A 14,795-nucleotide genomic window follows, 5' to 3' on the forward strand; every position below is an offset into this window, starting at 1 on the left:
TGTAACGCCGGCGATGCCTTGAAGGGTGAGGCTCATATATGTCAGGTCGGTGATGGCCAGGATCCAGAAACCGAGGGCCATGCTCAACCACGGCAGCCGGCGTCCGCGGGCTGCGCGCATGGTCAGGACGATGACCACGGAGACCATGAGGACGTCCGCGATGGGGTACGCCATCTGGGTTATTCGGGAGAAGGCATCCTGGTCCGTGGCTGCGGCCAATGGCCCCAGAACGGAACTCCAGGCGATGAAGAAGGTGGAGCTGGCCACCACCCCGGCATCCAGGATGGTGCGGCGAAGGGGCAAGCGCAGCCCCTGGCCCCTCAAGAGGAGGACCAGGCCAATGGATGTGGGCAGGGCGTACCAAACAAAGCCGATATCCGCGAACGATGGGAAGGGATACTGGTGGTCCAGGACTATGCCGTTGATGGTCCAGACGGTTTGCCCTGCGCTCCAGATAGCCAGGCCCGCCACAATGAACCACCGGCCTGCGGAGTTGTCCTTGCGGCGTCTGGCTGCGCGAGTATGGGCAATCAGCGCGGTGAGCGCTGCCAGAAGGATCGCCAGGTCACCGGCGAGTTGCGCCGTCGTCGTTCCTGTTCCGCTTGTCAGGCCGACGGCCAACAGCACCATGCACAACGCTACGGGCACCAGAAAAAGCGGCCATCCGTGCCGTGCCGACGAGCGCATCGGAAGAACCCCGTGCTTCACTCCTGCCACTGAACCCCTGCCTTAGAAAGTGGCCCCACCAAAAGCGAACAACGCGTCTTGCCTGCGCTGAGGAGAGCATACGCCGAAAACACGCCCGAAGAGCAGGGCAGGCCGCAAGGAATCCGGACGTTTCAAGGGCAGCCCCTATAGTTGATGGCTGCAGGCACGCACACCGTAAGGAGATTGGTGATGGTTTACCCGAGGATCGCCAATCGTTGGATCCAGGTCATGTTCGGCGTGTATCTGGTGGCGTTGGCCCTGGTGGTGTTCTTGCCGGCGCGTGAAGCCGGCACTGTGACAGGGTTTGTGGGCGTGATTGCCGGGTGGCTTTCGCTGCTTGGCCTGCCGCTCGAAACCGCCGCAGTGGGCGTGGAGTTCGCAGCCAACATCGTCCTGTTCATCCCTTTCGGGGCGTTCCTCCGCCTCCTCCGGCCAACCCGTTGGAATTGGTGGACGGTGGGGCTGCTCGCCCTGGGGTCGTCGGCGTTGATCGAAACGGTGCAGCTGGCGGTTCCGGGCCGGGTCACAGCGTTCTCGGACCTGGTGGCCAACACCGTGGGGGCCTTGGTGGGCCTTGCGGTGATGAAGAGGCTTGCGGCTTAGAGGTGCTTCCGGAGGATTCCGGCAACATCCTCGCAATGCCCGGCTATCCGCAGGGCAACGTCCCGATGCACAGCCTCGGAGGCGTTGATGGGATCGGGGATGTCGTCCTCGTCACGGAGTCCGGCTGTTGAACGGACTGCTGCCGCACGGCTGACCAGACCGGCCAAGGGAGTACTTGTCACTGCGCCGGTCACCGACGCCCAACTGGCAGCCGCGGGAACTGCTGCACCTTCGCCGGCAGGGACATTCGCTGCCGCGCGGGCGAACTCGGCCATGGTGAACGCGCGCTGGGCAGCACCGGGATACTTCTTCACCAACTCATCGCGCTGCTTGCGGGTCATGGTCAACACCAGGCTGGCCGCCTCAACAACCTCAGCCGAGATCTGCCGGCCCACCGAGCCATCCGGGTTGCCGCCGTACTCCCTGGACAGGGCAGCCGGGATGGGCTCCATGGGTGCCCCTGATGCGGCGTGCAGGCCGGCGCTGACCACCTGCAAGTTGCTGACGCCGTGCTTCTGGAGCTGGGCGCGGATCAGTTGCTCGGCCAACGGTGAGCGGCAAATGTTCCCTGTGCACACTGTCAAAATGAACGACGGCGGCTGGGCGCCGTGGTTGGTCACACTCACAGGGCGTTGGTGCTTTCACGACGACGGCCGCGGCGTTGGTCGGTCAGCTGGACCTGCTCTGTCGCAGCCACGGGACTCGATTCCGCTGCGGGAACGTGGTTGGCTTTGGCCGCTTCCTCGCCGGTGTCCTTGCGGTTGTAGTACGTGTAGTACTGGTACCCGTAGTCCTCGCCCTTGGAGGATTTGCGCGAAACGCCGTTGATGATCAGGCCCAGTGGCCTGCCCTTGACGCGTTCGAGGTTCTGGAGTGCCCTCTTCAGTTGGTCGTAGGTGGTTTTGCCTGCACGGCTGACCACCAAGGCTCCGTCCGTGCGGGCGGTGAGGATCGCCGCGTCGGTGACGGGCAACAGCGGCGGGGCATCCACCAGGACGATCGCGTGCTTGGCGATGTCTTCCAGCAGGGTCCGCATCACGTTGGAGCCCAGAAGTTCGCTGGGGTTCGGTGGTACGGAACCGGCGCCGAGCACAAAGAGATCGCCGCTTTCGCCCCATGGCTGCAGGACGTCGTTGAGCGTGGCCCTGCCGATGAGGACATCGGTGAGGCCCACGTTGGCCAACAGTCCGAAGGTCTTGGCAACGGTGGGGCGTCGGAGGTCGCCGTCCACCACAACAACACGTTGGCCGGAGGCTGCGATGGTTTGGGCCAGGTTGGCTACCACCGTGGTTTTTCCTTCACCCGGGAGTGCGGAAGTGACAACGATGATGCGGGGCGGCTCGTCGACGTCCATGAACTGGAGGTTGGTCCGGAGCTCGCGGATGGCCTCGGCTACGGCGTAGTCCTGGTGGTTTTTGTTCTCCAGGTCATTGCCGCCGCGGGACAGCACGAGGCGGTTGACGCCGTCGAAATTGTTGTGGAACGGAACGGTTCCAATGACGGCAACGCCGGTCTCGGCTTCGAGTTGGGCTGCGGATCGGACACGGCGGTCGAAGATGTTCCGCAGCAGGGCGTACCCGATGGCCAGCAGCAGGCCGGCTACAACACCGATCATTAGGGCCAGCCGGGTGTTGGGGGACGTAGGAGTGGTGGGGAGCTGTGCGGCATCGAGCGAGCGGAAGCTGACAATGGACGTTTCGCTGCTGTTGCTGCCCTTTTCGAGCTCTGCAACCTGCTTGGCGACGCCCCTGACCCAAGCCTCGGCGAGGTCCCGGGCACCCTCCGGGCTGCTGGCTTGGGCGGAGAACTTCAGGGTGGCGGTGTCCTGCGGGTTCTGGGCCGAGATCCGGCTGATCAGTTGCTCAGGCGAGGTCCCTTGGAGCTTGAGGTCCTTGATGACGGTTTCTGCCACGGACCGGGATTTTGCGACGTCCAAGTAGGACTTCGCACGGGACTTGGAGTAGCTCTCCCCGGCCATGGCCGTGCCCAGATCCTTGTTGACGCCCACGGAGATGATGCCGCTGGCATCGGCGCTGAAGACCTTGGTTTGGGTTAAAGTCCAGCCGAAAGCGACTATTCCACCCAACAAGGTAATGGCAATCACCGAAATCCAGTGTGCGCGCAGGACCTTCCAATAGTCCGTGAGCTCCATGAAATTGTCCCCCTGATGCTTTGTGGGCGCCGACACGTCGACACAAAAGAACGCAGTTCTTGCACTGCGTTGTAAGTATCGTAACGTGCTGACCTAAAGGGGATACCCACCTCGCGGTGGGATGGGGGGTTTATGAAAAATGCAGGATACTGACTTTCTTCAAATGGGAGCGGTGTACTTCGCGCAGGATCATCATGGTCTTCAGAGGCATGCAGAATGCGTTTTTGGTGAGCTGAGCATCAGTTCACTTTCGGGGGATTTCACCGCCCTTGATGCAGCCGGTTCTGACGATACCGTGGACATCTATTTCGTAGCATCAGGTCTCATCCGGGATCCGCGCTCGGGGGCGCATCTGCCAGGCGGTGAGTCGGTTGTCGTGGTCCCCGGCGGCAGGGGATTACCGTCTCCGTTCATCGGCGACGCGGACGCCAAACGAATCCGGATCCAGAGAAGTGCGGCGGAGACGTTCGTCCCCCACGCGCTGGACAGCGTCACCATCACTCCCGTCCGCTCACGGCTCGATGATGCTGCTGAGGCCTTCATCGGGGCAATCCTGAATCAGCCTGCCCGGCACGGTTCAGCCATTGAGCTCTATGCCACCGAGCAGATTCTCCTGGAGCTCACGGGCAGCCTCCTGCTTGACCACTGTGGGGTTTCCTGGGATTCCACGTCCTTGACCTCAGTGCTCCGGGACCAGGCCATGGCGGTCATCGCGCAACGATGCGCTGACCGGGAACTGAACCCCGAAGCCGTGGCAAAGGCTGTGCAATCGTCATTGCGCCGGGTACAGGCCGCATTCGCGGAGGTGGGAAATTCCATTGCGGCGGAGATCCGCAGGCAGCGCGGCAGGCTGGCGCGAACACTGCTCACCGATGCCCGCTATGACGTTCTCAGCGTCCAGCAAATCGCCGAGCAGACCGGCTTCGGGACAACGGCTGCCCTGCGCAGGGCCTTGGATGAGCTGTACGGCTGCGGGCCGCGGGATCTCAGGGAACGCCGCGGGAGTGAGGCTGCAGCGTCCTGAACGCCGCTTGCCGGTAACGGCAGAGGACGTTTCGCGCAGACCTTGAACCGTTCAGCGACAAAGTTCCCGCAGGGGCCGAATCTGTCGCTTCCAGCCAAAAATGCGTGGGTAATGTCTATTCCTGATGGGGGAACTCGGCATGTGCTGGATTCCAACCGATGGTTTTCATTCCGAGTTGAAAGAAGAGCAATGAGCGACGAAGTTACCGTTTCCAAGCCGCACTCCCGCCGCGCAGTCGTCAAGGGCGCCGCCTGGTCCGTGCCCGTTATCGCCGCCGCCGTGGCTGCTCCGGCCGCTGTAGCATCCGTCAACACTTTGAGCCTTGCCTTCACGGCTTCAACCACGGACCTCCTCAGCCTCAATCTGCTGGATGGCGGCGGCACGCTGACGGCTCAGGCCCTGGTCACCGTTCCCACCATCCTGACCTTCACGAACGGTCCGGGCGGGGTAACGGAAACCGCTACGGTCACTGTCTCGGTTGCGCGTCCTGCCGGCATCAACGTCACCGTTGGACGGGCTCGCGGTTTCGGCGTCTACTCCTTCGACGGCGCCCTCACCACTGCCGGCCAGCGCACTGCCGTGTACCAGTCCGCTCCCATCGTTGGACAGTTCGGTTTCCCGGCCACAACCTGGACCAACAGCGTACCCGTCACGGTCGCCAGCAACGGCACGCTGAACCTTCCCATTGTCTTTGGACTCGCAGGTACCAGCACTGGACTTGCCATCAGTGCTTTGGCAACATTCCCTGTCACCGTAACCGTGGTTATTGGCGGCCGTACCTTGACCGCAACGAGCAGCATCTCCGTCCCGGTTGGTGCGGGTCTGCTCTAAGCCTTTTTTCGAATTACTGCGAAAGCGCGTCAGTCCTTAGGCTGACGCGTTTTCGTGTGTTCCAGTAATGCGGATTAGGGTATTTGAAGGCCGCCAACAGAATAACTTTCGCTTGGTATGGCCTGCTGATCTTAGGTGGGGGAAATGCAAACCGATGACATCCTGATCGATGCACTGGGCGGTTTAGTCAGGATTCGATTCGATTTTTCGGAACAACAGGTTGATGCAGGCCGACTTGGAAAACTCCGGAGCCCCTGGTCCGATGCACTTGCCGAAAATAGCGAAGCTCGTGGCGTTGAGGATAGCGTCCCCGGACTGCTTTGGCCTTTCCCGGACGACGACGGACTCCCAGGTTCCGTAGCGGAGCTTTCCACCCGCACAACTTTGGCAGCCATCGAGGCACAACGGGGCCGCCTGCTGATGCTGCATGCTGCCGGAATTGCCCACCCCTCCGGCAAGGTGCTGGCGTTCATCGGTCCGTCCGGCAGGGGCAAGACCACCTTGGCGCGGCACCTCGGTGCGGAATACGGCTATGTCACCGATGAGACCGTTGGCATCGAGGCCGATGGCACAGTGCATCCCTACAGGAAACCACTCTCGGTGATCCGGCCCGGTGCGATGTACAAAGAGCAACTTGCCCCTTCTGCCCTGGGTCTTGGCGGGCTCCCGGCTGCCCCGCTCATGCTGGCCGGGTTGGTTCTGGTGTCCCGGCTGGATGGTTTCACCGGGGAGCCCGGGATCGGCACCTTGGGACTGTGCGAGGCCCTGGTAGCGATCGTCCCCGAGATCAGCTATCTGGCCGACATGGACAAGCCGCTCCAGACCATTGTTACCCACGTAGACCGCTGCGGCGCCATTCGGCAGGTCATTTACCGTGAGGCACATGAAGTCCTGCCCTTGGTCCCTGAGTTGTTGACGCGGGAACAACCCGAGGCGTGGGAGGCCGTCCTGCCAATGGAGGAAACGGCCGGCGTGCGGAATCCCCTGGCAGCGGAGTCGTACGTTCCTGCCTCCGTCCTGGACGCAGTGGAAGCCGGTGGCCTGACCGCTATCCTGGATGGAAACCGCGTTGTGCACGTCTTGGATGGCGTGGGCCCGCTGGTCTGGAGGTCGATTTGCGAGGGCCTTGATTTCCGTTCGCTTGCCCGCCAGGTGGAGTTCCAATTCGGCGCTCCCCCTGAACAGAACCTCGACCAAGCGGTAGTGCAGGTTCTCTCAACTCTTGCCGACGCGGGGCTGCTCGTACGCATCCCGGCCACATAACAATGGCGCCCGTTACTACGCAAGCTGCCCGCCGGCGTCGTCGATTGCTCCGTTCACCGTGGAGCCACGCACTGCTGGCATTGATTCTCGTGGCACTGGTTCAAAGCTTCCTGGTGAAGATTTACCATGTGCCCACAGGCTCCATGGAGCAAACCCTTAACGTGGGCGACCGCGTGTTGGTTAACCGGACGGCCTACTTATCTGCAGCCCCCGAACGCGGGGATGTGGTTGTCTTCAGCAAGCCGCCGAGCTGGGGGGCGGCGCCTGAACGCAGCGTCCTGCGCAACAGTGTTGGCTGGTTTGGTGAACTGACCGGGATTGGTCCGGGCAATACTGAGTACTTGGTCAAACGGATCATCGGGGTGCCCGGTGACACCGTTGAGTGCTGCGATGCTGCCGGCGCGGTCAAGGTCAACGGGGCAGCCATGAGTGAACCGTATGTCCATGAGGATTTACCATTTCATGCGGGCTCACTTGACTGCTCGACGGCGGTGAAGTCGCCTCGCTGCTTTGGGGCGCTGCTCCTCGGCGAGGACCAATATCTTATGGTGGGTGACCACCGGTCAAGCTCGGAAGACTCCGTTGCAGCCTGCAGGAATCCGGCAGCCGCTGCCGACTGCGTCAGGACTGTCCATCGGGGGGATATTACCGGGCGGGTGGACTGGCGGGTCTTCCCCTTCAGCAAGTGGGGATCGCCGGGCTCCTGACCCGTGCGAATGCCGGCAGTAGATCAAGCCTCAAGCTTGTTGCAGCGTTTTGGAGACCGAACGGTATCCCGCGTACAGCAAAAGGCCGGTAACTGCTTCCACGACTGTGAGCCCCAGGAAAAGTACCGCCAGCGAATCGGTCCACAGAATCAAGGCCACGCTGACTGCGAGATACAACAACGAGGACATGATTCGAATCCAAAAGACCTGGCCCACCATCCCGGCCCGCCGCAGGTAGGTGAAGGGCAGGGTCCCAGGGATGCTGACCAGTTTCCAGAGGCACGCCAGTGATAGAGCGCCGAGTGTCACCACGTTCCAGGCAGAGCCGAACAGTGACTGGAAGACGCCAAGGACTTCCAAGACCAGAATGAGCGCTATGGCCACGATACTGAGGGCGGACATGCCCAAGGTCAGACTCTTCGATTCCGCTCCGAGAAGTCGCGTCCGCATGTACCCCAGGATGGGTTGAAGCGCTCCGAGGACAGTGATGGTCGCCTTGAGGGCAACAGCTTCCTCTTCCCGTTGGAGCAGGTACACGGTGGCCACGATGCCCAACGGCACCAAGGCCACCATTGCGGTTTCAAGGGTGATCCAAGCAGTGGGAGCCAGACGCGGCCGGCCCGAGGCCTTGAACGGGGTTTTCAGGGCCCGGATCACTATGGCGGCCGCCATTGCCGTACCCAGGACAGAGACAGCCCACGGAGAATTCTGTTGTGCAAGGACAAAAGCCACGCCGGCGCCAATGACCAGCGCGGTGGCAGTCAGCGCCTCCATCTTCCACCCGGCCGTGTAGGCAGCATGCATCCTGCCTATCTGCAGGGCCACCATGGCGCACGGTAAGCCAAAGGCCAAGGCTGCAATGGAGCTTGGGAAAATGATCATCGCCAGCGTTCCCGCTACGCCCAGGACCGTAGCCCAGGCCGGAATGTAGGTCTTGTCGACCAAGCGGGAGTCGGCCATTCTTGGTTCCAGCAGGCCCGCGGCAATCACACCGGCGCAGAAGGAGCCGATGCTCAGTATGAGGGCTAACTGAGCCTGTCCTTCAAGGGCGAACAGCCTGGCTGCAACGGCTTGGAATGCTGCAGGAACGATCGCTGTGACAGCTCCTGAGGCCACCATGACCAGCGATGAGAGCACGCTGCTCCGGGTGGCCGTGGCAGTGGTCATGCTTTGACGCCCAGGACCGCGTTGTGAAGGCTCTCACCCAACGCCCTGTAGGCCTCGTCCGTGCTTGCCGCAGCACGGTTCACTGCTGCGTCGTATTCCTCACGGGCCGTCACATCGTTCAGTAGACGGGCAACCTGGGTGTGAACCATCTCAGGATCAAAACTGAACGCGTTATGGACGTGTTCTTTGAGCCCCAAATCCTCGAACGCCGCAAACCCTTTGCGCTCATAGGACAGATGAACAACGTAATGGCCCGCTTGCAAGGCCATGAGGGCAGCATGCAACCGCACGGCTACCACCACCCGCTTGGTGGAAGCTCCGTTCAGGAAGTCCCCGCGGCTGAGGATACGCCGCGGCTCCAGGCTCTGCATGGGGGAGAGGTCCTGGTTTCCGCCGGTTTGGCTTTGCACATATCCGTCGAACGAGCCCAGCAAGCCCGCCAGCTCAACGATCGGCGCAGGCAGGCCGCCCCTGAGGTTCCGGACCGAATACACGGGAGTGGGTTCCACTGACTGTGTGGTCCGCGCCGGGACCCGCAGGACTGCCATGTCGGGCACACGCCCGACGACGGTCGGCAGCCCGAGCTCCTGGACGGTCCGGTCATCGCGTGCCCAGACGCGGCTGAGGCGGCCCAAATGCCGTCGGAACCAAGGGGCGCTGGCCAGCCGCAGGGGACCGATGCTCTGTGGAAGATAAACAACTTTCGCCCCGTGGCGGCTGGCCGCCCGGAGCTGCACACCGTGGACCAACAGTGCTTTGGCGAGCTCAATGCAGTTACCGCCGCGGAGGTAACCCCCGCCAACGCCCACAATCAGGTCGAAGCTGCCAAGGCTTCCCAGGGTGGCCAAGTAGTCGCGGTCGTAGCCCCGGAGGCTCGGCTTGCTTCGGCGCAGCGATACGCCCGGCAGATCAAAACTTCCCGGATCCGAGGCACACAGTGTGAGGTCGATGGACTCGGCCGGGAACGTCGAGTTGATGAGTTCGATTGCTTCGGTGACCAACATGCCGTCACCAATGTTGTCGGCACTGTAGCCGTGGAGAATCAGGACCTTCATCGCTGCAACACCTTCTCGTATACCGCGGTATGCGCCTCAACGCTGGCATCCCAACTGAATCGCCTTGCCCAGGCGAGGCCGGCATCCTCTGAGTGCCTCGTTGCTGTGGAGTTGCTGAAAGCCCCTGCAATGCCGCGGGCGATTGATTCAGCATCGGTGTCTTCGAACACCAGGGAAGGACCTGCGACTTCCTTGAGTGAGCCCCGGTCCGAGCAAATCACGGCAGTTCCGGAGGCAAGGGCTTCAAGGACGGGGAAACCGAAACCCTCGTAAAGGCTGGGGAAAGCGAAGAGGGCCGCGTGCTGCATGAGCGCTACCCGCTCGTCATCGTCCACGAAGCCCAGGTGTTCGATTCCAGCAGACTCAATTGCTGCCATGGTTTCAGCCGCGTTCCATGCGGGCTTGCCTGCGATCACCAGTTTCACGCCAAGGTCCTTGAGCGGTGGGAGCGAGAACGCCCGTACAAGTTCGATCAGGTTTTTACGGGGCTCGATGTTTCCGAGATAAAGCACGTAGGGCACGGATCGAAGGTGCTGAAGCCGTTCACTGAGAACCCGCCGCTGAGCGAAGTACTCCGTGTCGATGCCGTGGGGAATTGTGGTGATGAGTGCCGGGTCTATTCCGAATACTTCGGAAACATCGTCTGCACTGGACCGGGAGACGGTAATAACAGCGTCCGTTGAGTGGATGGCCCGCTGTACCCGGGTCCGCCAGATCTTTTCCTGCCGCGCCGATCTCGCCGTCGTAATCCAGCGGCTCGCGACGCCGTGGACGGTCACCACAGAGGGGGCACGGGTGGGCAACAGCGGTCCGGTGTCAGCACTGTAGTGCAACACGAAACCAGGTTTCGCGGGTACCGTAAGGCCCTGCCATGTCTCCATGAGGGCCGTGATGGCAGCGCGTTGCGACGAGCCCATCTGGCTGACCTCAACGCCCCTCAGCTCAAGGCCCTTGGCGATCTCCCGTGCATAGGTGGTGTTTCCACCAACGTGGCGGGAGAGAATCCGGGACGGGAACGACACTTGCTTGAGTCGGTTCAACGATCAGGGCCTTTCAAGTCATAGAGGTCACGAAGCGCAGTGTGCAGGGTGGCCCGGTTCATTCTGGCCAGCAGGGCCTGGTTTGCAGCCAACGCCCGCTCTTCTGATTCGGGGTGGTTCAGGATGGCGGCCACCAGGCCGGCCACTCCGTCTGCGTCTACCGCCTGCAAAAGGCCGGAACCTTGGAGGGCGTTGATGCTGCGCGCAGCAATGGGAACGCCCTGGGCGGCGGCATCGAGAATGCTCAGGGGAAAGCCTTCATAGGAGGCGGTATGAACATAAACCGCGCTGGAGGCCAGGGAGTCAGCCACTCCCGTGTTGTTGAGCCAGCCGGTTACTTCGATCCCGGCCTCTTCAAGAATCCTCCGTAACTCCGGATCCCCGTCCCCGATCCATTGGAAGCGCACGGAGGGAACCATGCCCCGCAAGGCAACAGCAACATCCCTGAAGAACGCCGGGTCCTTTTGCCGGGCGATTCTTCCCGCCATCGAGACCACTGGTATCGCCTGGCTGGTACGCGGATGGGGCTTTGCCGGGCTGGATTCAACCGGGCTGGAGTCAACCGGGCTGGAGTCAACCGGGCTGGAGTCAACCGGGCGGGACTCTGCTGTGCGGGGAGCGACGGTGGGCAGGTTCGGGATGGCAACGCACGTGGCTGCCGGGCTGAGGGCGCGGACCAGCTTCTCTTCGTGGGCCGACAGTGTTCCGAATTTCCAGGTCCTCCGGGCAAGGAATTTCTCGGCATTTCGATAGATTGCCCGCTTGGCTGGGGAAGTGTGGGGGTCGTCGTGCTTGAAACAGTGGGGTGCGTAGACCACCGGTGCAGGGAGGCGCCTGACTCGGGTGTAGAGGCCGGAGAAGCTGGAGTGGGCGTGGACCACGTGGGGCTTCAGCAGTTTGACGGCGGTACCTACCGTGGAAATGCGTTTAAAGAGCCCTGTCCCCAAATCGTGGTGCTCAACTGCCAAGCCCTGCCACACAAGGGCTGGCTGCCCCTCGTGAAAGGGGGACAAAACCAAGTGGGTGAACTCTTTTGGGCTGTTTTCAATGTAACTTCGAACAGCTTTTGGCACCCCGCCTTCCACGCGGTCCACCACGTGAAGAATCCGGCTGGAATCACGGTTTAGCAAACGGCACCTGCTTCGGTGAACCCAAGGTCCATTTGTTCATTGAGGGACTGGTAATAAGCCCATGCCAAAAGTCCATAATTGTCCAGCTCCCCCATCATCGGCGCATCAGATGTAGACTCCCGGCCCGTGGTAGTTCCTCACCTGAATTTGGATAGGAGGAGGTAGTCGCAACGGAGCCTGTCTGGCGTACGGCCAAAATCAAGGATAGCCGATCCCGGGGCGTAATCGGCTTTGTGCAGATTGTTTACTGTAAGCGACCTGACTAATCTGCCGGTTTGAATTGCGGTAGATTTATCAGGACTGAAAATTGCAGATGCGCGCGTGAATACCGAGCTGTTCCACGCCGTTCACACGGGTCCCAGGGGAGGACGGCGAATGACGAGCTGGGTAGCTGTTGCCTATGGCGCACTGGACCTCCGTGGCTGGCACGAAAATCAGACAGACGTTGAACTGATGCTCCTGGCAACCACGCCGTCGGAGCCTATGGGCTTGGCCGGCATGCCGGCAGACCTTTGGCGGAAGCTCATGGGTGATCCGGTGCCGGATACAGCGCTCGATGATGTTGAGCGGGACTTGGTCCGCGAGTTTGCGGAAGCCGGGATCGCTTCCGATGATCCTTCGCATCCATCACGAATCTTCGAGCTCAGGGTTCCGTGGATGTCCTCGCCCATCCACGAAATGGTCTATGCACTGGTAGCCAGCGTCGCGCGGGACCACGGAGTTGAGGCCGTATCCATCAAGGGCCCTATGCTTCACCGCCAAGGACTGCGGGAGCGGGAGCACTCCGGCGATGTGGACGTATGGGCTGATCCCACACGTCTTGAGATATTGTGTGCCGCGCTTGAGGCATGGGGATGGAACAGCAGGACGGATCAATGGTCCGGTCTTTCCTTCAACCATTCGGTGGCACTTGAACCCGGTTCCTGGGGCTGTGAAGTGGACGTGCACCGGCACATCCCAGGATGCGCGGATGACGACTCAGCCGTTTTTGCCAGGGTGAAGGAAAGCTCCCAAGCCGTCCTGGTTGCGGGGGTTCCGATGATGACGCCCGATCTCCCGGCACACTCTGTCATCTTCGCCCTTCATGATCTTCGACCGGAGGCGAGGCATGGGAAAACGGCGGTTGGAGCTGAGGAGCACGCTGAAAAGCTGAGGCTCGGCGGAGAGGCAGTGCTCCAGTTTGCCGGCAGCGTGAAGGCTTCTGCCGTCCTGGAGCCTGCCCTTCGACTTGCCTTTCCGGGCGCCCATCTGCGGATAGACCATGAAATCCCCTTGAACTGGAAATGGCGGGAAAGCAGAGGATGGTGGCGGGCTTACTGGATGATCTTCAGGTCACTTCCAGCCCGGGAACGCCTGCTGTTCATCCGGAGGGCAGTGTGGCCCCAAGCCGAGGTCCTGGTAGCTTCCGACGACCGCGCGGGCCGTTCCTCACCAAGTCTCATAGGTGCCAGGTTCCGCAGGATTGCGAAGCTTTTCCGCTGGTAAGAGCGGGCGTTCGACGAACGAGTATTGCTGGAATGAAGTGCAGATGATCGGCAGTGGGCCGAAGGGATTCAGGGGCGTTTGTATGGGGAAGCAGATCAACCAAGGTGCGGGTGCCTTGAGCCGCACCGTCCTGGCACACGGCAAGGATGCATCACTGGACGAGCCTCCGGTGTTGTCACTGGCAAAAGCTGATTCCCTCAGGGGCTTGTTGACGTCGGGACCGTGGTTCCAGCGCCTTATGCTGCTCAGTGTTGTCTTCATGCCGTTTCAGTATGCGCTGACTGTTCCGGTGGGTTTCCCGCTCAAGATCAGTGAAGTTCTCGGTGTCCTTGGCGTCGCCGGCTATGTGCTTGGCCGGAAAACGACCCGGAGAAAGCGGGATCTTGCCAGTGTGGCTGTGGCCGTTCTCGCCATTGCCACTGTCTTCTCCGCGTTGGTCAATCTCACCCCGGGCAGTGGCGGCCTCAGGTCTGTTGGATATGACAGGGGGTATGAAACCGACCTGCTTCTGTACAGCGGATACGCCCTCTTGGCGCTGTGTTATTGGTCGGTCCTTCGGAGAGTGGATCGACGTAAAACGGTGCGGGCGGTTGTGGCGTCGATCTGGCTCTGTGGGGTGGCAGTCCTGATGCAGTGGGCCTCTGCCCTGTCGGGGAACACGCAACTGATTGGCTTCCTTGGCTTCCGGACACTGGGCGTGGACGAGACCGTGGAGACCCTTCGGTCAGGCCCCTTCCTGGAGGGACAGCACTTGGGCTTCTTTGCCGGTGCCGCAATTCTGGTGGCCCTTTACAACAGAAGCTACCTGGCTGCGGTGGTAGCGGCGCTGTCAATTCTGTATTCGCAATCGACTACGGCCTATGCCGGCCTTGCTGCGGGAATTGCCCTGATGGTCGTCCTTAAGTTTTCCAAGGTGGTGGTTCCCTTGATCGCTACGGCACTGGTTGCGATTCTGGCACTGCTCTTTTCGGACAGCCTGAGGACTATCCTGGGCAGGCAACTGGCAAAGATTGGATTTACCGAGTTCGCTCCGGACTACCAGTACGCCACAACGTCCTTGAATCTGCGGGGAGTCAAATCCCAGATTGCCTTTGACATGAGTTCTGATAATCCGATTTTTGGCGTAGGCCCCGGTCGCTATGGCGCCTATTTCGATCAATACGTCAGCGGTCGTCAGTTGCCTTGGATTTACTCCACGGACCAGACACGTCCCATTGCGGAGAACGCATATGCGCACGTGGCAGCCGAGCTTGGTTACGTGGCGCTTATCGCTTTTGGACTCCTGATTGTGGTCCTTCTGTGGCGCAATTTCCGGAATGCGTCATTACTGGGGATGCTGGCTGTTTTCACAGCACTCGGGGTTTCCACTCAGTCATCGTGGACGTTCCTGCCGATCTGGACCTTCTTCGCCCTTCTTGCAGCCGAAGACGGTGAACCCAACAAAGCGTTGACAGAAACACCGGACGCCGTGAATGCCAGGGTAACGGCCTCTGCGGCACCCAACTGAACCCGGGTCCGCAGGCATTGAACCAGGGCCTCAGCCGCAGGTTCAATAAGCCCCGTCCTTGCCAACCACAGCCTTGGCAGTCCGGAAGAGGATGATGATGTCCTGGGCCAAGGACCAGTTCTC

At 61.2% G+C, this 14,795-nt stretch carries 13 protein-coding genes and 1 pseudogene; 7 read left to right on the plus strand and 7 right to left on the minus strand.

Going from position 1 to position 14,795, the window contains the following annotated elements:
- Window positions 1-630, minus strand: a pseudogene (locus HP499_RS11570) (hybrid sensor histidine kinase/response regulator); the annotation flags it as partial.
- Between the two features lie 267 nt (window positions 631-897).
- Here HP499_RS11570 and HP499_RS11575 point away from each other — a divergent pair.
- Complete coding sequence (locus HP499_RS11575) at window positions 898-1,311, plus strand: VanZ family protein (RefSeq protein WP_172324210.1); 414 nt, start codon at window positions 898-900, stop codon at window positions 1,309-1,311.
- Here HP499_RS11575 and HP499_RS11580 read toward each other — a convergent pair.
- The gene (locus HP499_RS11580) at window positions 1,308-1,937 is read right to left on the minus strand and encodes a low molecular weight phosphatase family protein (protein ID WP_172324211.1); all 630 of its coding nucleotides are present in this window, start codon (window positions 1,935-1,937) and stop codon (window positions 1,308-1,310) included. The two genes, HP499_RS11575 and HP499_RS11580, sit on opposite strands and share 4 nt — an antisense overlap.
- Complete coding sequence (locus HP499_RS11585) at window positions 1,934-3,463, minus strand: polysaccharide biosynthesis tyrosine autokinase (RefSeq protein ID WP_172324212.1); 1,530 nt, start codon at window positions 3,461-3,463, stop codon at window positions 1,934-1,936. The genes HP499_RS11580 and HP499_RS11585 overlap by 4 nt, the downstream gene beginning before the upstream one ends.
- Before the next feature lie 139 nt (window positions 3,464-3,602).
- Here HP499_RS11585 and HP499_RS11590 point away from each other — a divergent pair, with 139 nt between their 5' ends.
- The 4 genes from HP499_RS11590 (at window position 3,603) to lepB (ending at window position 7,288) form a co-directional block, all read left to right on the plus strand.
- Window positions 3,603-4,487 (plus strand): helix-turn-helix domain-containing protein, encoded by an 885-nt coding sequence (locus tag HP499_RS11590; protein WP_172324213.1) that lies wholly within the window; start codon window positions 3,603-3,605, stop codon window positions 4,485-4,487.
- Between the two features lie 189 nt (window positions 4,488-4,676).
- The gene (locus HP499_RS11595; RefSeq protein ID WP_253951536.1) at window positions 4,677-5,318 is read left to right on the plus strand and encodes a hypothetical protein; all 642 of its coding nucleotides are present in this window, start codon (window positions 4,677-4,679) and stop codon (window positions 5,316-5,318) included.
- 144 nt (window positions 5,319-5,462) lie between these two features.
- Entirely contained in the window at window positions 5,463-6,581 is a 1,119-nt protein-coding gene (locus tag HP499_RS11600) for a hypothetical protein (protein WP_172324214.1), read from the plus strand.
- 2 nt (window positions 6,582-6,583) lie between these two features.
- On the plus strand, window positions 6,584-7,288 hold the full coding sequence (lepB, locus tag HP499_RS11605) for a signal peptidase I (RefSeq protein WP_172324215.1): 705 nt from the start codon (window positions 6,584-6,586) through the stop codon (window positions 7,286-7,288).
- 30 nt (window positions 7,289-7,318) lie between these two features.
- Here the strand turns inward: lepB and HP499_RS11610 are convergent, their stop codons facing one another.
- Genes HP499_RS11610 through HP499_RS11625 form a run of 4 tightly spaced genes read right to left on the minus strand, consistent with a single transcriptional unit; the run spans window position 7,319 to window position 11,647 of the window.
- Window positions 7,319-8,455: a hypothetical protein gene (locus HP499_RS11610; RefSeq protein WP_172324216.1), complete on the minus strand. Its 1,137-nt coding sequence runs from the start codon at window positions 8,453-8,455 to the stop codon at window positions 7,319-7,321.
- On the minus strand, window positions 8,452-9,510 hold the full coding sequence (locus HP499_RS11615) for a polysaccharide pyruvyl transferase family protein (protein ID WP_172324217.1): 1,059 nt from the start codon (window positions 9,508-9,510) through the stop codon (window positions 8,452-8,454). The genes HP499_RS11610 and HP499_RS11615 overlap by 4 nt, the downstream gene beginning before the upstream one ends.
- The gene (locus HP499_RS11620) at window positions 9,507-10,550 is read right to left on the minus strand and encodes a glycosyltransferase family 1 protein (RefSeq protein ID WP_216659941.1); all 1,044 of its coding nucleotides are present in this window, start codon (window positions 10,548-10,550) and stop codon (window positions 9,507-9,509) included. The genes HP499_RS11615 and HP499_RS11620 overlap by 4 nt, the downstream gene beginning before the upstream one ends.
- Window positions 10,547-11,647: a glycosyltransferase gene (locus tag HP499_RS11625; RefSeq protein WP_375154251.1), complete on the minus strand. Its 1,101-nt coding sequence runs from the start codon at window positions 11,645-11,647 to the stop codon at window positions 10,547-10,549. Before HP499_RS11625 ends, HP499_RS11620 begins: the two co-directional genes overlap by 4 nt.
- A 408-nt stretch (window positions 11,648-12,055) precedes the next feature.
- Between HP499_RS11625 and HP499_RS11630 the strand changes: the two genes are divergently transcribed.
- Both HP499_RS11630 and HP499_RS11635 read left to right on the plus strand, forming a co-directional pair.
- Window positions 12,056-13,165, plus strand: a complete 1,110-nt coding sequence (locus tag HP499_RS11630; RefSeq protein WP_172324220.1) for a hypothetical protein — start codon at window positions 12,056-12,058, stop codon at window positions 13,163-13,165.
- Between the two features lie 82 nt (window positions 13,166-13,247).
- On the plus strand, window positions 13,248-14,672 hold the full coding sequence (locus tag HP499_RS11635) for an O-antigen ligase (protein WP_172324221.1): 1,425 nt from the start codon (window positions 13,248-13,250) through the stop codon (window positions 14,670-14,672).
- The last annotated feature ends 123 nt before the right edge of the window (window positions 14,673-14,795 follow it).

The sequence above is a fragment of the Paenarthrobacter sp. CM16 genome (genome assembly GCF_013179505.1).
Classification (GTDB): Bacteria; Actinomycetota; Actinomycetes; order Actinomycetales; family Micrococcaceae; genus Arthrobacter.